The following is a 20062-nucleotide window of genomic DNA, read 5'->3' as shown; positions in this document are numbered from 1 at the left end:
GGTATCAGGTATTGGGTAGCAGGTATTAGATTAAATTCAAACTGTTAATTTATAACAATTGCATTTTTAAAATAATTAAAGCTATAGGTGATAAAGTTTATATTAATTATTTTCTATTAATTTGGCATAACTACTGTTGAAGAGCCATAATTTTTAACAAAATCTTTTTATGATTTCGATCGATTTAGTCTAAATTTTATCTCTCACTGAGGTTATAATCAATTTTAAAATAAAATTAAATTGTGATAAAGAATGAAAAATATAAAAAACTTTTTAGGGGTTATTATCTTAAGTTTTCTGTTAGTTTTTGGAGTAAATAATTTAGCAGTTTTAGCTGAAAATAGAGTTTTTTTAGACTTAAAAATGGAATTTTTAGGAGAATTTGAGTTAAAAGATTCTACCTTTGAAAATACTGTCATTGGTGGTTTATCTGGGATCACCTATAACCCTGAAAAAAATCTCTTTTATGCCATTTCTGATGATAGAGCCTACTTTTCTCCTGCTCGTTTTTATACTTTAGATATACAAATAAATAATGATAAAATAAACAATATCGATATTAAAAATGTCACTTTTTTAAAGGATGAAAAAGGAGAAATTTATCTCTCTAATACAACCGATACAGAAGCCATTGCTTTTAGTCCAAGAAATAGTGTATTTATCGCCAGTGAAGGAGTTTATAAAACCAATACTCCCCCTTTTATTAAAGAATATGACTTAGAAGGAAACTTTAAAAGTTCAGTGAGAATACCAGATAGATATATTCCCGTAGCAGAAGAAAAAAAAGGTATCGAAAATAACTTAGGATTCGAGTCCTTAACCATCAAAGCTAATGGTACAATGGCTCAAGACCCTTTTAGACTTTTTACCGCTACAGAATCCGCTTTAGTACAAGATACCGATCTCAAAAACCCCGAAACCGTGTTACGATCGAGACTAATGCACTATGTAATTAACCCTTTCGGTGATCCCGTTTTAGTAGGAGAACATTTATACTTAATAGATAATCCCTCATTAGGAGTATTATATAACGGACTTTCCGAATTGTTGGCACTCCCCCAAGAAGGTTATTTACTAAGTTTAGAAAGAACATTAGGATTAAGAGGATATGGAGTCAAAATTTTTCAATTAGTGATGGGAAATGCCACAGATATTTCTAACCAAAAAACCTTAACAGGAAACATTGATAATATCACTCCTATTCGCAAAAAATTAGTCTTAGATTTGCAAAAATTAGGCATAAAATTAGATAATATAGAAGGCTTTACATTTGGTCCTCGTTTAGCGGATGGTAGTCAAAGTTTAATCATGGTTAGTGATAATAATTTTAGTAAAAATGGCAAACAAAAAAATCAATTTTTACTGTTCAAATTAATTTAATTAACAAAGTAAATTATCAAAAAAATAGGGGTAAAAGTGATGATAAATACCTTGAGAGAAAAAGAGCAAATACTAAATAAAGAGAAAGTAATAGAAGTAATAAAAGCACAAAAAAATCTCTTTAATAAATATCAGATAAAAACCCTTGCTTTGTTTGGTTCAACGGCTAGAAATGAAGCGAAGGAAAATAGCGATTTAGATTTTTTAGTGGAGTTTAATAAACCACCCACCTTGAGTATGTATATGAACTTAAAATTTTACCTAGAAGAATTATTTAATAAACCTGTTGATTTAGTAACTATTAAATCTATTAAAGCTATAATTAAAGAATCAATTTTAGCAGAAGCTGTCTATGTCCAGAACCCTTAAACTATACCTTGAAGATATTAATAATTCCATAAATAAAATTAATAAATATATCAAAAATGTAAATCAAAGAGAATTTTTAGACAATGAATTAATTTACGATGCTGTAATTCGTAATCTTCAAATTATAGGGGAAGCCACTAAAAATATTCCTGACACCATTAGGATTAAATATCCCTATATTGATTGGCGAAGTATTATCGGATTAAGAAATATTATTGTTCATACTTATTTTAGTATTGATGATGACATTTTATGGAACACTATCAAAAATGATTTTATTACATTACAGCAATGTATCAAAGCTATTCAAGAAACAGAAAATTTAGACATAAAATAGAAAAGTGTATTTTAAAAGATTGCTTGACTATTGCTTCGTACCTCGCAATGACAGAAAGAAAGTCAAATTAACAACTATTCACTATTCACTATTAATTATTAACTATTAACTATTTACCATGACAGCAGAAATTATTTGTATCGGCACAGAATTATTATTGGGAGATATTCTTAACAGTAACGCTCAATTTTTAGCTCAAGAATTGGCTAATTTAGGTATTCCTCACTACTATCAGAGCGTTGTGGGAGATAATCTCGATCGAGTGCAAGAAGTAATCAAAATCGCTTCTCAACGTTCTCAAATCCTCATTTTTACAGGGGGTTTAGGACCAACTCCCGACGACTTAACTACAGAAGCTATCGCCTCTTTTTTTCACACACCCCTAGAAGAAAAACCAGAGATTATTGAAGATATAAGCCATAAATTTGCCCAAAGAGGGCGAGAAATGACTCCTAATAACAAAAAACAGGCTCTTATTCCCCAAGGAGCGCAAATATTACCTAATTTGACAGGTACAGCCCCCGGTATGATATGGCAACCTAAACCCCATTTAACCATTCTCACTTTCCCCGGTGTGCCTTCAGAAATGAAACAAATGTGGCGTGATACTGCTATCCCTTATCTAAAAAGTCTCGGTTGGGGTAAAGATATTATTTACAGTCGTATGATGCGTTTTCGGGGTATTGGAGAATCCGCTCTGGCTGAAAAAGTCTATCATCTCTTTTCCCTTAGTAACCCTACCGTTGCCCCTTACGCCTCTATGGGAGAAGTAAAATTAAGGGTTTCTGCTAAAGCGAAGAATCAAGAAATCGCTGAAAAGTTAATTTTACCCATAGCCAAGGAAATAGAATCGATCGCAGGGGAAGACTATTTTGGTTATGATGACGATACCCTCGCCTCCATAGTAGGGAAATTATTACACGATAAAGGGCAAACCCTCAGCGTAGCGGAATCTTGTACTGGAGGCGGATTAGGGGCAATGATAACGGAAGTGGCAGGAAGTTCGAGTTATTTTATGGGAGGAGTCATTGCTTACAGTAATCAGGTAAAAATTGAGCAATTAGAAGTATCTGAAACCTTTTTACAGGAATATGGGGCAGTGTCGCCGATCGTGGCACGACAAATGGCAAAAGGTGTGCAACATAAATTTAACACCGATTGGAGTATTTCTATTACAGGCATAGCAGGACCGGGGGGAGGCACACAGACAAAACCCGTGGGTTTAGTTTACATTGCGATCGCAGACCCCGATAAACAAGTAGAAAGTTATGAACTACGTCTAGGAGACTCACGAGGACGAGAAGCCATCAGATACCTAAGCAGTTGTTATGCTTTAGACAAATTACGCCGAGAATTGTTACAACATGACAAGGGCGAATAATCTTCGCCCCAATTCATGAATTTGTTGTTAATCAAAATAAAATCGAGTGACTAATTTTCGTTGTTCGTCAGCTTCTTCGCAGGTTTGCATCAAAGTCTGACTATCATGGAAAGCAAAACAAATTAACTGTTGACAGCGAGAAATAATATCTCGATTACAAATAGCACTAGCCTCACCTAAAGAAAGATGATCATTATCAGGATTCTCCACTAGGTGAATAACCTGTTGTAATTGATCTTGAGACTCTCTAGGTTGACGATGAAGACTTTGAGGAAGAATAACCGTCAATAGATTAGGATTCGCCCTCATTGCTCCTCTAATGGCGGCGGAATTAGTACCAGCCGAACCAGAAGTAATGATTCGATTGCCTTCTAACACAAGGGCATAACTCATCATTTCGATTAAATGTTGATGAGTAATAGGAACATGGCGAGAACCTAATAGAGCTATTTTTTTCGAGCCTGTTTGCTGAATAGCCGCTAATTCTTGCGCCAAAGTATCAAGTTTAGGAATTTCTAGTGATTGAGTCAAAGACTATTTATCCTTAAATATTAAAGTGAACTACCCATCTTGAATCGGGGATTACAAGTGAGGTGACTACCCAAAGAAATGCTCTTTACTGAGAGTAGTAAATATGTTGTCGCCAACGTCTCTTGCTTTTGATATGTTTAGAAACAGAAACTAAATAAACTACATAAGCTATTAAATTTCTTTTCCTCAATCCCACGTTTCGTAGGTTCACCATACATAGTATCATAGAATCAATATCTTGGCTCAAATGTTGAATAAAGTCTCACAATAGAAGTACGACAGAAATTAACTGGTGATGGAAGGGAAAAGGGAATAATTTTCAGTCATGGGCAAGGGAGTTTAAACCCCTTGTTAATCAAAATTTTAAGTTAAATGGGTTTTAGCTTATTAGAGTTCGATCGAATAGACTTTTAATTGTCTCCTAGTCAAGATTTCAACTTTTGTTTTATCCATTATGGTTGAAGTCTATTAGATTTTACTTATCTTTAATGGGCAATGCCCACCCTACATTTATTTGAGAAAATATGCTTGATTTAGGAAAATTAGCTCGACAAATCCCTAATATGGGGCAACAGATGCAAAAAGAGGCTTTAGCTAGTATCGAAAGACTAAAATTAGCTCAATCTCTATTGCAAACCATACAAAAAAATCAGGATACCCTTATTAAAACTCAAGAGGAATGGCTCGATCGACTCATTTTTACTCCTGCCACTCCTATCGAACCGATTACCACTTGTATTGATATAGAATCTGCTCCCGTCAGTCATAGCGTATTTTCTGCTGACGGCTCACAAATTGCCCCTTCTCACCACGAAATAGCCTACTGTTATCTTATTAATATCGGGCGGATTATGTTGCACTATGGACAAAATTTACATCCTTTATTGGATACCCTTCCAGAGATTTACTATAAAAATGAGGACTTATACGCTTCCCGTAAATGGGGTATTCGTACCGAAGAATGGATGAGTTATAAACGCACCGTTGCGGAGGCAGAAGTGTTAGCAGAAATGGCTTGTACATGGGTTAAACCACCGGGGGCACATTTTAACATCCCTAATTTAGCCATGACCGATGGTTCTCTCATATACTGGTTTTTAGATACTCTACCCTTAGAAGCACGAGAACAAATCTTAAACCCCATTTTACAATCATGGCAACAATTACAAGCAACCAATATCCCCGTTGTGGGTTATGTTAGTGCTTCTCGCAGTATGGAAGCCATTAACTTTTTACGTTTTCCTGCTTGTCCTCACCCTCATCCTAACTGTGTGGTTCACTGCAATGATATAATTGACAAAACTCCTTGTCAAAAAGTTGAACCTTTACGGGATGCTACTTTATGGAGTAGTATATTAAAGCCTCGTCAAAGAAGTGCCATTTTTCGCAGTAACTCCCGTATTTTAGATACCTACCATGAAAAACAACGGATTTACTTTTGTTATCTTCATGTCGGTACGGAAGTGGCTAGGGTAGAATTTCCTGAATGGGTAGCACAAGATTCCTCGTTGTTAAATCAGGCTTTAAGTATTACCCTAACTCAAGTTGATAAGGGTTTTGGTTATCCCGTTGCTTTGGCTGAAGCCCATAATTTGGCGGTGGTTAAGGGTATCGATCGAAGTCGCTTTTTTGCACTACTAGAAGAACAAATGATTAAAGCTGGATTAAGAAATGTTGGCACATCCTATAAAGAAGCCCGAAAAAGAGGTAGTATTGCGTAATAATTAGAATGGAGACAAGTGGACAGGTGGACAAGTAGAATTAACTACTCATTACTCATTACTCATTACTCATTACTCATTACTCATTACTCATTACTCATCACTCATGGATGGTTTTCTTAACCTCAATAAACCTCAACATTTCACCTCCCACGATTGCGTTGCTAAATTAAGAAGGATTTTTAACACTAAAAAAATTGGTCATGGTGGTACATTAGATCCATTAGCTACGGGAGTTTTACCCATTGCCGTAGGGAAAGCAACCCGTTTATTGCAATTTTTACCGACTCAAAAGGCTTACCAAGCCACTATCAAATTTGGTATCGTCACTGCTACCGATGATTTAGAGGGTGAGATTATTAGTCAACAATCTGCGTTTGATTTAACTTTAGAAAAAATTACCCCTTATTTACAAGATTTTATTGGAGAAATAGAACAATATCCTCCTGCTTATAGTGCTATCAAAAAAGATGGAAAAAAACTCTATGAATTAGCTCGAAAAGGAGAAGTAATTGATATACCTAAAAGACAAGTTATTGTTACTAATATTGAGGTTTTAAATTGGCAAAAAGGAGAATTTCCTGAGTTAACGATAAATATTCATTGTGGCGGTGGTACTTATATTAGATCGATCGCACGAGACTTAGGAGAAAAAATAGGTACAGGAGCGACTTTAGCTTTATTAAATAGAACTCTTAGCTGTGGTATGGGAATAGAAAATAGTTATACTTTTGAAGATATTATAGAACTTAAAAATAATGGTAATTTTCAGTTAATTAATCTTGATTATCCTTTACAACATTTACCTGATATTTATTTAGGAGAAGAAGAAAGTAATAGATGGGATTTAGGACAAAAAATTATCGTTGAAGGAGACTATTTAGAGCCAATTTATCGAACTTATAATCATAATTCTGAATTTATGGGCATCAGTGAATTAATCATTAATGACACGGTAAAAATAATCAAGCCTAAAATTGTACTCAAAATCCCTAGCAAATAAACAGGATTTACTTAGGGTTTGCTGAATAAATCAGAAGACTATTAAAATCAACGGTTTGGACATACTACATCAACTGAAAAGTATTCAATTTTCACAATTTTTACTCAAAACTGTACTTTAGACTAAATTTTATTTAAAACAACTTTGTAATCATAAGTTAAACAAAGCCTCAAAACCTTGATTTTTGTCATTTATTCACTCTTCCCTTTTCCCTTTTCCCTCTTCCCTCTTCCCTCTCTTCATCAAAATACTTTTTCAGCAACCCTACTTAATTTCTTATCGCTACTCTTAATTTTGCCGATCGAGACCTTGCATTTAATCTTTGTTCTTCTATACTAGGGATAATGGGTTTTTTTGTGACAATTTTAAGTAAAGGATGATCTCGAAATTGATTTTTGACGATACGATCTTCTAAACTATGAAAACTAATAACCGCAATTGTGCCCTCTGGTTTTAACCAACTTGGAGCGCATTGCAAAAACTTCTCTAAGGAAGCTAACTCCTCATTTACCTTAATTCTCAAAGCCTGAAAAGTACGAGTGGCAGGATGTATTTTACCATAACGATATTTATGGGGTACACAAGAAGCGATAACATTAGCTAACTCTAAAGTAGTAGAAAAAGGACGATTTTCGATAATGGCTTTAGCGATACGGCGAGATAATCTTTCCTCTCCATAAAGATAAATCAAATCTGCGAGGGGTTTTTCTTGCCAACGATTAACAATATCTTTTGCCATCAAAGATTGACTTCTATCCATACGCATATCTAAATCTCCGTCATGGCGGAAACTAAAACCCCTTTCCCCTTGGTCTAATTGAGGTGAACTGACTCCCAAGTCTGCTATAATGCCATCAAATTGGATATTTATGGGTTGATAATCGGCAAAATTACCATGCCAAAAACAGATTCTTTCTTTATAATCTTTGAATTTTTCTTGAGCAAAATTTAGGGCTTCCATATCTCGATCGATCGCCGTGACTTTTACCGTATCATTATGGGATAATATCAGATTAGTATGACCACCTGCTCCTAAAGTTACATCTAAATAATGACCATTTTTAACTATGTTTAAATACTCAATAATTTCTTGGGGTAAAACTGATTCGTGAAAAAAATTTATTTCTTTTTCTGACATAAATTATTTATGATAAATTGAGCTAGAGAATAGGGAAATACCTAATAAGCTCGTTCGTATCTAAGTTTACTATTAACAGAGAAAATAGGGAATAAGTAAGAGTTTTCGTTATTTTCAAAAATTAATAGTTCGATGGTTATGGTTCGACTAGGACATTTACGCTTAATGCAAGTCACCAACCATCGACTTAAAACAACATTTTTATTTTATCAAGGATTCGATCGTACTTTCTAAAATTTCTCCAGCTTGATCGACTTCTTCAGATGATACAATAAGAGGTGGTACAAAGCGCAATACTTTAGGACCAGCAGGTGCTAATAATAAGCCATTTTCCATCGCTTTTTTGACAATATCCACAGAAGTTAAGTCCACATCGGCTTTAATTTCAATACCGTTGATTAAACCCCATCCCCTCACATCAGAAAATAGATTAGGATATTTAGATGCAATAGCTCGTAATTTAGTGCGTAATTGCTCTCCTCTGGCTTGAACATTTTGTAAGATATTCTCCTTTTCGATCGTCTGTAATACCGCTAAAGCGGCGGCACAAACGAAGGGATTACCGCCAAAAGTACTGGCATGATTACCCGGTTCAAAAACGTCACAGGAAGCCTTACACATCATCGCACCAATGGGAATACCCCCGGCTAAACCTTTAGCGGAGGTGAAAATATCAGGCTCAACCCCTAAATTTTCATGCCCCCACATTTTACCAGTTCTACCCACCCCTGTTTGCACTTCATCAAACACTAAAAGGATACCCGTATCATCACAAATTTTGCGTAACCGTAGAAAATAGTCTAAATCACCGGGTACGACTCCGCCTTCTCCTTGTAGTGGCTCAATCATAATCGCCGCTACTCTTCGATCGCCCTCGTCAATGTTGGTAATAGCTTCTTCAATGGCGGTAATATCATTATAGGGAACATACTCGAAACCGGGTACAAGAGGCTGAAAGTGTTTTTGATACTTAGGTTGTCCTGTTGCGGTTATAGTGGCTAAAGTGCGCCCATGAAAACTAGATTTAGCGGTTAAGATGACGGGTTGCTCTAAAAACTCTAGCACGGTGTGAGCGTATTTACGCACCAATTTAATGGCAGCTTCGTTGGCTTCTGCTCCAGAATTACAGAAAAATACTTTATCAGCACAGGAATGTTCAACAATCCATTTTGCTAGTTGTCCTTGTTGCTCTGTATAGTAAAAGTTAGATATATGGTGTAACTGTTGAATTTGTTTGGTTACGGCTTCTACTAAGGCAGGATGAGCATGACCAAGAGTACAAGTCGCAATACCAGCTACAAAGTCGAGATATTCTTTTCCTTCGCTATCCCATAGTTTACAACCTTTACCCTTTTCGATCGTAATGGGAAAACGACCGTAGGTGTTCATTACATAAGTATTAAAGGTATCTCGATCGAAACCAGTACTGACGATGGGTTCTAATGTTGCTGTAGTCACAAATTTACTCCTAATTTTGTATCTAAAACATTGCTTTAGATTGACAATTATCTTTTATTCTGTCATATTCAATCCCTTTCGATGATGAATATAAAGAAATGCAGACAATTCAGTGGGAGAGGTGAAAAAGTATTTTGATGAGGGGGTAGGGAGTAAAGAATAGTTTAGTACTCGAATTCTTCCAATGATTTAACGCTAATTGCCAATATTAGTAACTGTTTTAAGAACGCTTATTCTATAAAGTTTATAGCTTTTATTTTCTGTTAATTTTGCATAGCTACTGTAGAAGAGCCATTTTTATTTAATTTTCTTACATAATTGTAACTCTACTTTTTAGCTTTTTGTCAAGGAGTAAAGAGATTGCTTCTTACCTCGCAATGACAAGAGGGTTCGATCGTTTATCTATAGTAGCCCGTAATTGTCCACAGGCGGCATCGGCTTCTAAACCACGAGAATAACGCACACTGACAGCGATGTTTTCCTGTTTTAACCGATTAACAAAATCGTTGACTCTTTCTTTCGATGGACGTTTATAGTCAACTTCGGAAATGGGATTATAAGGTATAAGATTAACATGAGTTTGAAAACCCCGCAAATGTTGGGCTAATTCTTTGGCATGATGAGGTAAATCATTAACTTCAGCTAGTAAAATATATTCAAACGTCACCCTTCTTCCCGTGACTTTGACGTATTCTCGACATTCTTTTAACAGTTGAGACAAGGGATAATGATGCGCACTAGGTATCAATTTTTCTCTTACTTCTTGATTGGATGCGTGAAGACTTACGGCAAAGGTTATTTGTAATTTATGTTGTGCTAATTCTAAAATTTTTTGAGATAATCCTACTGTGGATATTGTAATCGATCGTTGTCCGATGCCGATATTTTCATTAATAGACTTAACCGCTTTAATTACTTCAGGTAAATTTAATAAGGGTTCACCCATACCCATAAATACCACATTAGAAACCCTTTGTTCAAAGTCTTTTTGTACTGTCAAAATTTGATCAATAATTTCATGTGCTTTCAGATTACGGGTAAAACCTCCTTTTCCAGTGGCACAAAAATCACAACCCATAATGCAACCTACTTGAGAAGACACACACACTGTTAATCTTTTACTGGTAGGAATACCAACGGCTTCGATAATTAAACCATCGGCTAATTTTAATAAATATTTACGAGTTCCATCGGGAGCAGTACTATAATGATGTATGCTCGATCGACCTATGATATTATTTTCCTGAGTTTCTCGCCATTTTTTAGGAAAAACTGTCATATCCTCCCAAGAATCAGCACCTTTTTCATATAGCCATTGATAAAGCTGTTTTCCTCGATAAGAAGGTTGCCCTTGTTGTGTAATCCAATTTGTTAATTCAGGTAACGATTTTCCTAATAAAACTTCTTGACTTGCCATAGTTAGTGAATAGTGAATAATAAATAATGAATAATTGTTACTTATAGTAGTCGATCGATTATATCAGCAACGCCATCATTTTCCACATCAAGGGTGACAGTGGAAGCAATATCCTTCACCTGTTGTGGTGCGTCTCCCATAGCGACACTAAAACCTGCGTATTTTAACATAGTTAAATCATTAAAATTATCGCCGATCGCCATTACTTCTTCCCTAGAAAATCCTAACACTTTTTCTGTTAAATACTGCACCGCCATACCTTTATTTACTCCAGTATCAGTGGCTTCTAAATAGATAGGATTAGATTGAGTTAAGAAGATTTCTTCGTCATCATAAATATTTTTTAACTCCGTTAACATCGCAGAAATTAAATTAGAATCGAGACTTGAGGCTAAAATTTTGGTAGGATTATCTTTTAATAAATTGCTTAAATCTTCCACTAAATGGGCTGGAGTTCTCGATCGAGATACATAATATTCAGTATTTTTAGTAATATTTTCTACATATAATTTATCATCAAAATAAAGATGAATTTCTACATTATTATTTCTTTGTTTTTCTTTAAAATAAGTTAATAATTTTTGAGCAATATCTTTATGAACAGGTTTATGTAATAACATTTGTGAATCCTCTGGATTTTGTATCCAAGCCCCGTTATAAGCAATTATCGGTAAGTTTGCTTCTATTTCTTGATGAAAAATTAATGCTGAACTATACATTCTTCCCGTAGCTAATCCTACTTTTATCCCCCTACTTTTTACCCTTTCGATGGCACTTTTTACCCTAGGATTAACGTGATTAGATTTACCTGAAATTGTACCATCAATATCTAATATTAATACTTTTATATTATTCATTTTTTTATTTTAAAATTATTAGTTAATTAATTTGATGACAATTTTCCTTTTTCCCTCTTTCCTTTTTCCTACCTTCATCGATAATTTTATATTTAACTATAGTTCTCAAGAATTGCTATAATCTGTACAAAACCATTAAGAAATATTGCAAATGAGTAATCCCCTAAACGAAGCATTTATTTTTGGAAAAGCCTTTGCCGAAGTTGTCACCGAAAAGGTTGAAGACAGTTTAACAAATCTTTTGAGTGATATTGGTAAGTTTGACGCTGAAACTAGGGAAAGACTAAAGGAATTTGCCGAAGAAGTCAAAAAAAGGGCGGAGGCTACTAAACAAAATTCCTCTAATCCTAATACTACCATTACTGTGGAAGCCAACAGTTCGATCGATCTACAGGAATTATTAGACGAATTAAGGGCAGAAATTGCCCGTTTAAAGGCAGAATTGAATAATTATCGCCAAAAACAGTAACAATTAATTAGACTTCGACCACATTTATAATTTTACCACCGTAGAACAGGCATCTTGCCTGTATTTTTGAAGATGTCTATTAAATAATCAGTTCAAGATGATTTTTTGCGGATAAGTAACAAATAAAGGTTAAAATTCAGTGGGGAAATTTATTTACATAACCCCATTTAACCAATTAAATAGTTCGTTTTTATGAAAATTAGTAGATTTATTACGGTTAGTTGCTTATCCTTATTTTTAGGAGGATTAGCTTATCAGTCTTCTAGTTATGCCGAAAAATCAGAAAATCCTCTGTTGATTTCCCAAAACACTCAGCAAGATAAGACTGCAATCCTTGAAACAAAAGGAAAAGAATTTCTTAACCTCTTCTTTGAAGAAAAATTCCAGTCTGTTTATGATATGGCTTCCCCTCAACTTCAAGAAGAAATTTCGATCGAACTCATCAAAAGATTTTGGAATAATACCAGTACTAAAAATGGTAATTTTAAAGGGATTACAGAGTCAAAAGTATTTATTACTCCTGCTAGTGATTTAGCTGTTTTTAGGGTAGAGTTTGACAAAGTAACCGAAAATTGGATGGTTATTTTTAATGAACAACAGGAAATTATTGGTATCGATATTCCTACCGCCGATGATATAGATGATATTGCCACAGATTTTATTAATGACCTCAATAACGGTAATTATGCCACCGCCAGACTCCATCTCCATCCTTTCCTCAAAGAACAAATTTTCGGTGAACAATTAGAAGATAGATGGAATAGTTTTAAAAAAAATCTAGGTGATTTCAAAGAAATAAAAAACACTACTGTAAGGAGAGGTACTAGAAACGATGATACAGATGTAGTTTTGATGACCTTAGTGTTTGCTCAAGGGGAAGAAGAAATCTTGATTATTTTTAATCATTCTAAGAGTATCATAGGGGTAGATTTCATTCAATAATGAATAACGTTAAATATATATAGGTTGGTGAAATGTTAGAACAAGAATCCATATTAATCGAAGAAATTACCGCTAGGGAAATTTTAGATTCCCGTGGTAAACCCACCGTAGAAGCAGAAGTCCGTTTGAGTAGCGGTTCAGTGGGTATGGCACAAGTGCCTAGTGGTGCTTCCACTGGTAGTTTTGAAGCCCATGAATTACGAGATGAAGACCCGAAACGATACGGCGGTAAAGGTGTCTTAAAAGCCGTTGACAATATCCTCGATAAAATCGAACCTGCATTACTCGATCTCGATGCCTTTGATCAAGTAGGGGTTGATACCGCCATGATTAATCTTGATGGTTCACCTAATAAGAAGAATTTAGGTGCAAATGCCATTTTAGCCGTCTCTTTAGCCAACGCCAAAGCCGTAGCAGGAGAGTTAGGAATACCCCTTTATCGCTATTTAGGTGGTCCTTTAGCCAATGTGTTACCCGTACCCATGATGAATGTACTCAATGGTGGTTCTCATGCGGATAATAACGTGGACTTTCAGGAATTTATGATTATGCCTGTAGGGGCAGAAACTTTTTCTGAGGCACTGCGTTGGGGTGCAGAAATTTTTGCTTGTTTGAGCAAGGTTTTAAAGGACAAAAATCTCCTTTCTGGGGTAGGTGATGAAGGGGGATATGCTCCCAATTTAGGTTCAAATCAAGAGGCTTTAGACTTGCTTATTCAGGCGATCGAAACGGCAGGTTACAAAGCAGGTAGTGAAGTCGCTTTAGCTATGGATGTGGCGGCTAGTGAATTTTACAAAGATGGACAATATATCTACGATGGTTCGGCTCATTCTCCTGTAGAATTTATCAACTATATTGAGGAATTAGTCGGTAAATATCCCATTATTTCCATCGAAGACGCTTTACACGAAGACGATTGGGATAACTGGAAACTCCTCACGGATAAACTCGGTTCAAAAATTCAGTTAGTGGGTGATGATTTATTCGTTACTAACATGACTCGTTTGCAAAAAGGTATTGATTTAGGTATTGCTAATGCTATTTTAATCAAACTCAATCAAATTGGTACTTTAACGGAAACCATGCAAACCATTGAATTGGCAACCCGTAAAGGTTATCGTTCTGTTATTAGCCATCGATCGGGCGAAACCGAAGACACTACGATCGCTGATTTAGCCGTAGCCACTAGGGCGGGACAAATTAAAACAGGTTCACTCTGTCGTAGTGAAAGAGTAGCGAAATATAATCGTTTACTACGCATTGAACACGAACTCGGCGATCGATCGATTTATGCGCCTCAAGTCGGTTTAGGACCTCTTTAAAAGCAATGAGTAATGAGTAATGAGTAATGAGTAATGAGTAAAGCTGATAAAATTCTAGCAAAAATGAAACTCAATCCCCATGATTGGCGGATTGAAAACGTCAAAATCGTTGCCCAAACTTATGGTATAGAATGGAGACAAAAAGGTACTTCTCATGTGATTTTTGTTAGAAGTGACGGGAAAACATTACCTATACCTGCTCATCGTCCCATTAAACCAATTTATATTAAAAAATTCATCGATTTTGTGGAGAATTAAAGTTATGAATAATTTATTTTTATATCCTTTTGAAATAAAACCATTAACTGAAGACGAAGGCGGTGGTTATTTAATTTCTTTTCCTGATTTCAATGAATGTATTTCTGACGGTGAAACTCCAGAAGAAGCCATCAAAAATGGTTTTGACGCTTTACAAGAAACGATTAATGCTTTAAAAACGATGGGTTTTACCATTCCTCAACCTTTTAGTAGCAAGAAAAAGAATGAGACTCTTCTAAAGTAGTATTGTTAGAGAAACTCAATATTGTTATACATATATTCTGGTTCTAAACATTCCCAAATTAAGATTAAATTACTGATGATTTTACCTATTGACTGGCGTTGTTGACGAGTATAAATAATGCCACAATGTTTTATACCAGTGGACGCTAAACTCAAAACATCATCATCAAAAGTAAAAATAACTCGTTTTTCTGATAAGGAAAAAGCCAATTGTTGTTCATCTGATGCACCAATTAATCCTTTTTCAACGGATGTGGTTACATTAATTCCCCGCATTCTTAAGCCATTAGCAATAGCATTACTAACATTTTCATCAAGATGAAATTTGATCTTATTTGACATTTTCACTCTTTAATATTTTTTCAATTAAAGATGGTTTATTGCCTTGTAATTGTTGTGCAAAAGTTTCTCCTTCTTCTATTTGTTGTCTAATTTCTTCTCGATGATCATGATAATAACTTAAAGCTCCATAAACATCTGCTAAACTAATGCTAGGATGATGATAAATGATTTCGTCTGGAGACATTCCCATTCTTTCATGCCAAATTACAATGTCTTGAACTTTGATGCGGTGTCCAGCAATACGAGGTTTTCCACCACAAATACCGGGAGTAATTTCAACGTGTTTTGAACTAACTGAAATTGTCATAGTTGCTGATTAATGAGTATATTATTAACCATAGCATTTTTGATAGAAAAAAGACAATATTTCCTTCTTTTGCAAAGGCTTATGATTAATTTTTGCTTGAGAAATAAATCCCTAAGATAGCATTCCTATATGAATTGTCAGAATTTGATCCCCCCTAACCCCCCTTAAACAAAGGGGGAATTTATTTTCAATTTCTCACGAATGATTTAGGACTACTATATCCTTTAATTCCTCTTTCCTTTTAACTGAAATCCTCTTCAGGTTCGACTAATGATTTATACTCCTCCGCCGATAAAGTATCTTCTAATTCGTCATCGGGATCATCTAATCTTACCTTGATTAACCAACCTTCCCCATAGGGATCATCTGCGATCGATTCGGGAGATTCGATTAACATTTCATTTCGATCGATTACAGTTCCCGATACAGGAGAGTAAATTTCTGAAACGGCTTTCACAGACTCCACCGTACCAATATTATCCTCCACGCCGATGGCATCTCCCAATTCAGGTAATTCTAAAAAGACAATATCGCCTAATTCTTCAATAGCAAAACCAGTAATACCGATAGTGGCAATTTCTCCGTCTAAACGAACATACTCATGAGAATCAAGGTATCTTAAATCATCTGGATATTCTAAGCTCATATTTAACAACTTTTTTTATAGTTCCATTTCTAATTATTCATTATCGATGGAATATTGACAATAAAATATTAACAATTAATTAAGACATTATAAAAAATTTTTTTTGACGAGAATAGGTATTAAGTACTAGATTAAATTAGGAAAAATTAATTTTAAACTGATGAGCAAAATTATCAAGATTATGAAAATCACTATAGGCTTTTTGCATAATTTTTAACTGTGTTTTTGTTTGCTCACAATGAACAATATCATAAATTTTTTGCCACACTTGTTCAGGATTATCCCAATCAATAATTAACTTATCTAAACCGAATTTTAACAATTCCTTTGCCATCCATGTATCTTTATTTGTAACTGGAATATTTCCAGCCATCACAGATTCAGTAAAAACCCCTGATGTTCTTTCTTGATAGGCGATCGAATCATAGGGAATTAACATAATATCAGTTTTTGATAACCAAAATTCATAATCTTCACGGGGTAAATTATCCTCTGTCATTATCACCTTAACACCCTTGTCAACCATTCTCACATTAGCACTTTTCGCCGTTACCAAAGTAAATTTATCCGCCAGAGGGGTGACACATTCACTCATTTTTTTGATGATAGTCCAACCTTTTTCTTCCCTCGGAGGACCTGCCCACCAACAAATGATACGATCGTTATCATCGACTGATTTTGTCACGAAATCTGTATGCGGAATCGGCATCACTGTAAAAGGTTCATCAAAATATTTAGTCATAGAATTAGCTAACAATTCACTGTCACTAAATAAAGCAAAATGATTTTTTTTAACGCTATTTTTTAGTAATTTATTCAGTAATTTATAGAAAAACTTTGTTTTATGTTGATGAAAATTATGGCGATATAAAACCCAAATATATAAATCTTTTTTCGGTAAAAATAACACCGCTAACCATAAAGAAAATAATTGTAAATGAATAAATCTTTCAATAAAAATGATGTTCGATCGAGCCTTATCATCTAACTTTTGTTGCGATAACTTATCTTGAAAATACCTGAAGATCGATCGAGAAAAAATAATAATTTCCTTTAACTTATCAAAAATATTAAGCTCATTTTCCAACTTATTTCCCCTTAATACACCATACCAATTATCTGGTAAAATCGGTAAATTTTCTTCAGGAGAATAGATAACTTCATGATGCCAATTTAAAATTTTTGTAGCTTTATTAATAGAAACATGATAAGGGATAATATGACCTTCTCCTCCCATTAAATTAGGAATTACAGAAATAAATATTGGCTCATTTTTCATAGTTAATTATAATAAATAATAGAATATTAATAAGACTCATGCAATAATAACGGTATTCTGTCATTGCGACGTAAGAAACAATCTACGACATTCTGTCATTGCGAGGTACGAAGCAATCTACAGCATTCTGTCATTGCGAGGTAACGAAGCAATCTCCCTATTCACTATTTTTTCTTGTTTTGATCTATAATTTGTAACCAATATGAACGATAAAGCAACCGTAGTCGAAACCTATCAATTAAGTAAAATTTATCGTACAGGATTTTGGATGAATACCAAAGTTCCCTCCCTCAAAGATTGTACACTGAAAGTATATCAAGGAGAAACTTTTGGCTTATTAGGTCCCAACGGCGCAGGAAAAACCACCCTCCTCAAAACCCTCTTAGGCATAATTCGCCCCACTTCTGGCAAAGCCTTATTATTAGGGAAACCATTAGGAGATAAAACCATTAAGCAAAGAGTCGGTTATCTCCCCGAAAACGCCTATTATTATGATTTCTTGACAGCATGGGAATTTTTAGGATTTATCGCCGATGTGTTTCAAATTCCCAAATCTCAACAAAACCAAAAAATTATCCAACTATTAGATTTAGTCGGTTTAGCCAAAAATACCGCCAAGAAAAAGCAACTAAGACAATATTCCAAAGGGATGATGCAAAGAGTAGGTATGGCACAAGCCTTAATAAATGATCCAGAAATCGTCTTTTTTGACGAACCCATGTCTGGTTTAGACCCTATGGGACGTTATCAGGTTAGAGAAATTATACTATCTCTTAAAGAACAAGGCAAGACCATCTTTTTTAATTCCCATGTCTTGTCTGATGTGGAGAAAATATGCGATCGAATTGCCATTTTAGCACGAGGAGAGCTATTAAACATCGGTTCATTGGACGAAATTTTAGGCACAAAAGAAAGTTATCATGTAGTGATACAAGGAGGAGAAGAAGAGAAATTGCAGGAATGGTTAACCCACATCAAACGAGAAAATGACTTTATCAGTGGTGAATTAAGACAAAATAGTGACGGTTTTGTGAACTATTTACAAGGCACATCCGCTAAACTAATTAGTATGAATTTAAGTCGTGATTCCCTCGAAGAATATTTTATTCGTCAACTAGAAGAAAGAGGTATTACCGCTAGTCAATAAAAATTGCTAAGTTTTTTATTAATTCTTAATTGTTAATTCCTCAAGGATTAATTTGCTAAGATTGATACTGTTCGATCGAACAAATCGTTTTATGAATCAATAAAAGTTTTTCCTTAAAAACTAAAATATCGATTATATTAATTTATAACTGTTTCTATGGAGTGACATTAATGAATTTTAGCCATATCCAATTTTGTACCGATAAAAGTTCGATCGATCTAGTGCAATTACAAGAATTATACTACGTTACCACTTTTTGGGCTAAAAACCGCAATCTGGAGGATATTGCCATAGCCATAGAAAATAGTAATCCAGTGGTGACTGTATGGGATAACCAACGGTTAATTGGTTGTGCGAGAGCAACTTCTGACGGAGTTTTTCGTGCTACTATTTGGGATGTAGTGATTCATCCTGATTATCAAGGTTTTGGCTTAGGCAGTAAATTAGTAGAAACTCTCATTAGTCATCCTCACTTAAATAGAGTAGAGAGAATTTATTTGACAACAACTCACCAACAAAACTTTTACAAAAAAATTGGCTTTCAAGAAAACACCACTACCACTATGGTTTTATATAATCGTTATCCCACAAGCAATGATATTGTTAAAGAATGTCAAGGGGAAGAAGTAACTGCCACCGTGTAAAATTTTCTTCTCCATTGCTATTTAAAAGTAACTTTCCTCCCATAGTTTCTAATAATGACTCCCCTAACATAATTTTCATGCCACTGGAAAGTTGTGGGAGACTATTTAATTGTTTTAATTCTTCAATAGGAGATTGAGTTAAATCTATATCCTCACTAATACTCAGATGCTGACAAGGAAAATCTATGGTGATAATCGCCTGTTGTTTTTCTTTATCTTTGCCACAATGTAACTGAATTTCTCCCGTTTCACCATAATCTATTACTACCTCTAACAAAAATAGCAACGCATCGGTTAATCTTGCCCTGTCAACGGAGGCTATAATATCCTTATCCATGTCTCCTAATGTTAATTTCAAATTGCGATTAGCCGCTTGTAAAGTCATTACTTCTTGTATATCCGTTAATAATTCCCCTAGATTCACTTTTTGATACTCTAAACTCAGTTTTCCTACTTCTAACTTAGATACACTAATTAATCGATCGAGAATACCCATTAATTTTTTAGCATAATTATAGGCATCTTCGATAAACTCTCTTTCTTCCTCCTTACTTTCACATAAATCATTGATAATTAATTGATGTAACCCCATTAAACTACTCAAGGGTGATCGAATTTCATGGGCAATTCTACCTAAGAAACCTGCCTTGAAACGACTATTTTGCAGGGATTGTTGATAGGCAATTTTAGTATTTTTTAATTCAGTAGCAAGATGGTTTATATCGGTCATAAAATATTAGATTGAAACATTATGGATAATGAGCATTAAAAATTATCCTGATCAATTTTACACTCTCAACTCTTAATTCTAACTGAGTGAACGATAAAATGATGAAGATAAGAGGGGGAAGAGGGGGAAGAGGGGGAAGAG

Annotated in this window: 23 protein-coding genes; 13 read left to right on the top strand and 10 right to left on the bottom strand. The window is 34.7% G+C overall.

Annotated features, from left to right (window positions below; all coding sequences use genetic code 11):
• Positions 1-252: 252 nt before the first annotated feature.
• The 4 genes from ACN4EE_RS16775 to ACN4EE_RS16760 all read left to right on the top strand — a co-directional run bounded on the left by ACN4EE_RS16775 (position 253) and on the right by ACN4EE_RS16760 (position 3467).
• Complete coding sequence (locus ACN4EE_RS16775) at positions 253-1380, top strand: esterase-like activity of phytase family protein (RefSeq protein ID WP_431707610.1); 1128 nt, start codon at positions 253-255, stop codon at positions 1378-1380.
• Positions 1381-1419: 39 nt separating this feature from the next.
• Entirely contained in the window at positions 1420-1749 is a 330-nt protein-coding gene (locus ACN4EE_RS16770) for a nucleotidyltransferase family protein (RefSeq protein ID WP_431707609.1), read from the top strand.
• On the top strand, positions 1733-2086 hold the full coding sequence (locus tag ACN4EE_RS16765) for a HepT-like ribonuclease domain-containing protein (RefSeq protein ID WP_431707608.1): 354 nt from the start codon (positions 1733-1735) through the stop codon (positions 2084-2086). Before ACN4EE_RS16770 ends, ACN4EE_RS16765 begins: the two co-directional genes overlap by 17 nt.
• 118 nt (positions 2087-2204) lie before the next feature.
• Positions 2205-3467, top strand: a complete 1263-nt coding sequence (locus ACN4EE_RS16760) for a competence/damage-inducible protein A (protein ID WP_431707607.1) — start codon at positions 2205-2207, stop codon at positions 3465-3467.
• A gap of 27 nt (positions 3468-3494) precedes the next feature.
• Here the strand turns inward: ACN4EE_RS16760 and ACN4EE_RS16755 are convergent, their stop codons facing one another.
• Entirely contained in the window at positions 3495-3998 is a 504-nt protein-coding gene (locus ACN4EE_RS16755; protein WP_431707606.1) for a DNA recombination-mediator protein A, read from the bottom strand.
• A gap of 524 nt (positions 3999-4522) precedes the next feature.
• Between ACN4EE_RS16755 and ACN4EE_RS16750 the strand changes: the two genes are divergently transcribed.
• Positions 4523-5719 carry a DNA double-strand break repair nuclease NurA gene (locus ACN4EE_RS16750; protein ID WP_431707605.1) on the top strand — a complete coding sequence of 399 codons (1197 nt, stop codon included), beginning with the start codon at positions 4523-4525 and terminating at the stop codon, positions 5717-5719.
• 106 nt (positions 5720-5825) lie between these two features.
• Complete coding sequence (gene truB, locus ACN4EE_RS16745; protein WP_431707604.1) at positions 5826-6722, top strand: tRNA pseudouridine(55) synthase TruB; 897 nt, start codon at positions 5826-5828, stop codon at positions 6720-6722.
• Between the two features lie 268 nt (positions 6723-6990).
• On the opposite strand, the gene rsmH is transcribed toward truB, so the two are convergent.
• From rsmH to ACN4EE_RS16725, 4 genes are all read right to left on the bottom strand, one after another.
• On the bottom strand, positions 6991-7860 hold the full coding sequence (rsmH, locus tag ACN4EE_RS16740; protein ID WP_431707603.1) for a 16S rRNA (cytosine(1402)-N(4))-methyltransferase RsmH: 870 nt from the start codon (positions 7858-7860) through the stop codon (positions 6991-6993).
• Positions 7861-8061: 201 nt separating this feature from the next.
• Entirely contained in the window at positions 8062-9318 is a 1257-nt protein-coding gene (locus ACN4EE_RS16735; RefSeq protein ID WP_431707602.1) for an acetylornithine transaminase, read from the bottom strand.
• Between the two features lie 367 nt (positions 9319-9685).
• Entirely contained in the window at positions 9686-10735 is a 1050-nt protein-coding gene (gene rlmN / locus ACN4EE_RS16730) for a 23S rRNA (adenine(2503)-C(2))-methyltransferase RlmN (RefSeq protein WP_431707601.1), read from the bottom strand.
• Positions 10736-10776: 41 nt separating this feature from the next.
• Positions 10777-11592 (bottom strand): Cof-type HAD-IIB family hydrolase, encoded by an 816-nt coding sequence (locus tag ACN4EE_RS16725; protein WP_431707600.1) that lies wholly within the window; start codon positions 11590-11592, stop codon positions 10777-10779.
• Between the two features lie 151 nt (positions 11593-11743).
• Here ACN4EE_RS16725 and ACN4EE_RS16720 point away from each other — a divergent pair, with 151 nt between their 5' ends.
• From ACN4EE_RS16720 to ACN4EE_RS16700, 5 genes are all read left to right on the top strand, one after another.
• Complete coding sequence (locus ACN4EE_RS16720; RefSeq protein ID WP_431707599.1) at positions 11744-12061, top strand: DUF6825 family protein; 318 nt, start codon at positions 11744-11746, stop codon at positions 12059-12061.
• A gap of 192 nt (positions 12062-12253) precedes the next feature.
• Positions 12254-13003 carry a DUF3887 domain-containing protein gene (locus tag ACN4EE_RS16715; protein ID WP_431707598.1) on the top strand — a complete coding sequence of 250 codons (750 nt, stop codon included), beginning with the start codon at positions 12254-12256 and terminating at the stop codon, positions 13001-13003.
• A 32-nt stretch (positions 13004-13035) separates the two neighbouring features.
• Entirely contained in the window at positions 13036-14325 is a 1290-nt protein-coding gene (gene eno, locus ACN4EE_RS16710) for a phosphopyruvate hydratase (RefSeq protein ID WP_431707597.1), read from the top strand.
• A gap of 33 nt (positions 14326-14358) precedes the next feature.
• Positions 14359-14583, top strand: coding sequence for a hypothetical protein (locus tag ACN4EE_RS16705; protein ID WP_431707596.1), 225 nt, complete (start codon positions 14359-14361; stop codon positions 14581-14583).
• Between the two features lie 4 nt (positions 14584-14587).
• Positions 14588-14827 carry a type II toxin-antitoxin system HicB family antitoxin gene (locus ACN4EE_RS16700; protein WP_431707595.1) on the top strand — a complete coding sequence of 80 codons (240 nt, stop codon included), beginning with the start codon at positions 14588-14590 and terminating at the stop codon, positions 14825-14827.
• Positions 14828-14832: 5 nt separating this feature from the next.
• Here ACN4EE_RS16700 and ACN4EE_RS16695 read toward each other — a convergent pair whose 3' ends face one another.
• The 4 genes from ACN4EE_RS16695 to ACN4EE_RS16680 all read right to left on the bottom strand — a co-directional run bounded on the left by ACN4EE_RS16695 (position 14833) and on the right by ACN4EE_RS16680 (position 17400).
• Complete coding sequence (locus ACN4EE_RS16695) at positions 14833-15168, bottom strand: DUF5615 family PIN-like protein (protein WP_431707594.1); 336 nt, start codon at positions 15166-15168, stop codon at positions 14833-14835.
• On the bottom strand, positions 15158-15475 hold the full coding sequence (locus ACN4EE_RS16690; protein WP_431707593.1) for a DUF433 domain-containing protein: 318 nt from the start codon (positions 15473-15475) through the stop codon (positions 15158-15160). The genes ACN4EE_RS16695 and ACN4EE_RS16690 overlap by 11 nt, the downstream gene beginning before the upstream one ends.
• A 241-nt stretch (positions 15476-15716) precedes the next feature.
• Complete coding sequence (gene gcvH / locus ACN4EE_RS16685) at positions 15717-16121, bottom strand: glycine cleavage system protein GcvH (RefSeq protein WP_431707592.1); 405 nt, start codon at positions 16119-16121, stop codon at positions 15717-15719.
• A gap of 136 nt (positions 16122-16257) precedes the next feature.
• Positions 16258-17400, bottom strand: a complete 1143-nt coding sequence (locus ACN4EE_RS16680; protein ID WP_431707591.1) for a hypothetical protein — start codon at positions 17398-17400, stop codon at positions 16258-16260.
• A gap of 202 nt (positions 17401-17602) precedes the next feature.
• Here ACN4EE_RS16680 and ACN4EE_RS16675 point away from each other — a divergent pair, with 202 nt between their 5' ends.
• Both ACN4EE_RS16675 and ACN4EE_RS16670 read left to right on the top strand, forming a co-directional pair.
• Positions 17603-18547: an ABC transporter ATP-binding protein gene (locus ACN4EE_RS16675; protein ID WP_431707590.1), complete on the top strand. Its 945-nt coding sequence runs from the start codon at positions 17603-17605 to the stop codon at positions 18545-18547.
• A gap of 170 nt (positions 18548-18717) precedes the next feature.
• Positions 18718-19191, top strand: a complete 474-nt coding sequence (locus ACN4EE_RS16670) for a GNAT family N-acetyltransferase (protein WP_431707589.1) — start codon at positions 18718-18720, stop codon at positions 19189-19191.
• Here ACN4EE_RS16670 and ACN4EE_RS16665 read toward each other — a convergent pair.
• Positions 19151-19921 (bottom strand): sensor histidine kinase, encoded by a 771-nt coding sequence (locus tag ACN4EE_RS16665; protein WP_431707588.1) that lies wholly within the window; start codon positions 19919-19921, stop codon positions 19151-19153. The two genes, ACN4EE_RS16670 and ACN4EE_RS16665, sit on opposite strands and share 41 nt — an antisense overlap.
• Positions 19922-20062 lie beyond the last annotated feature (141 nt).

Origin of the sequence: Geminocystis sp. CENA526 (genome assembly GCF_050753365.1) — a bacterium.
Taxonomy (GTDB): Bacteria; Cyanobacteriota; Cyanobacteriia; order Cyanobacteriales; family Cyanobacteriaceae; genus Geminocystis.
The sequence above is the reverse complement of the archived record's forward strand: the minus strand, read 5'-3'. Positions and strand labels throughout refer to the sequence as shown.

Excerpts from the sequence above, each read along its gene's own strand:
- ACN4EE_RS16775 (WP_431707610.1), top strand. The coding sequence starts at position 253 with ATGAAAAATATAAAAAACTTTTTAGGGGTTATTATCTTAAGTTTTCTG.
- ACN4EE_RS16770 (WP_431707609.1), top strand. The coding sequence starts at position 1,420 with ATGATAAATACCTTGAGAGAAAAAGAGCAAATACTAAATAAAGAGAAA.
- ACN4EE_RS16765 (WP_431707608.1), top strand. The coding sequence starts at position 1,733 with ATGTCCAGAACCCTTAAACTATACCTTGAAGATATTAATAATTCCATA.
- ACN4EE_RS16760 (WP_431707607.1), top strand. The coding sequence starts at position 2,205 with ATGACAGCAGAAATTATTTGTATCGGCACAGAATTATTATTGGGAGAT.
- ACN4EE_RS16750 (WP_431707605.1), top strand. The coding sequence starts at position 4,523 with ATGCTTGATTTAGGAAAATTAGCTCGACAAATCCCTAATATGGGGCAA.
- truB (WP_431707604.1), top strand. The coding sequence starts at position 5,826 with ATGGATGGTTTTCTTAACCTCAATAAACCTCAACATTTCACCTCCCAC.
- rsmH (WP_431707603.1), bottom strand. The coding sequence starts at position 7,860 with ATGTCAGAAAAAGAAATAAATTTTTTTCACGAATCAGTTTTACCCCAA.
- rlmN (WP_431707601.1), bottom strand. The coding sequence starts at position 10,735 with ATGGCAAGTCAAGAAGTTTTATTAGGAAAATCGTTACCTGAATTAACA.
- ACN4EE_RS16725 (WP_431707600.1), bottom strand. The coding sequence starts at position 11,592 with ATGAATAATATAAAAGTATTAATATTAGATATTGATGGTACAATTTCA.
- ACN4EE_RS16720 (WP_431707599.1), top strand. The coding sequence starts at position 11,744 with ATGAGTAATCCCCTAAACGAAGCATTTATTTTTGGAAAAGCCTTTGCC.
- ACN4EE_RS16715 (WP_431707598.1), top strand. The coding sequence starts at position 12,254 with ATGAAAATTAGTAGATTTATTACGGTTAGTTGCTTATCCTTATTTTTA.
- eno (WP_431707597.1), top strand. The coding sequence starts at position 13,036 with ATGTTAGAACAAGAATCCATATTAATCGAAGAAATTACCGCTAGGGAA.
- ACN4EE_RS16705 (WP_431707596.1), top strand. The coding sequence starts at position 14,359 with ATGAGTAAAGCTGATAAAATTCTAGCAAAAATGAAACTCAATCCCCAT.
- ACN4EE_RS16700 (WP_431707595.1), top strand. The coding sequence starts at position 14,588 with ATGAATAATTTATTTTTATATCCTTTTGAAATAAAACCATTAACTGAA.
- ACN4EE_RS16695 (WP_431707594.1), bottom strand. The coding sequence starts at position 15,168 with ATGTCAAATAAGATCAAATTTCATCTTGATGAAAATGTTAGTAATGCT.
- ACN4EE_RS16690 (WP_431707593.1), bottom strand. The coding sequence starts at position 15,475 with ATGACAATTTCAGTTAGTTCAAAACACGTTGAAATTACTCCCGGTATT.
- gcvH (WP_431707592.1), bottom strand. The coding sequence starts at position 16,121 with ATGAGCTTAGAATATCCAGATGATTTAAGATACCTTGATTCTCATGAG.
- ACN4EE_RS16680 (WP_431707591.1), bottom strand. The coding sequence starts at position 17,400 with ATGAAAAATGAGCCAATATTTATTTCTGTAATTCCTAATTTAATGGGA.
- ACN4EE_RS16675 (WP_431707590.1), top strand. The coding sequence starts at position 17,603 with ATGAACGATAAAGCAACCGTAGTCGAAACCTATCAATTAAGTAAAATT.
- ACN4EE_RS16670 (WP_431707589.1), top strand. The coding sequence starts at position 18,718 with ATGAATTTTAGCCATATCCAATTTTGTACCGATAAAAGTTCGATCGAT.
- ACN4EE_RS16665 (WP_431707588.1), bottom strand. The coding sequence starts at position 19,921 with ATGACCGATATAAACCATCTTGCTACTGAATTAAAAAATACTAAAATT.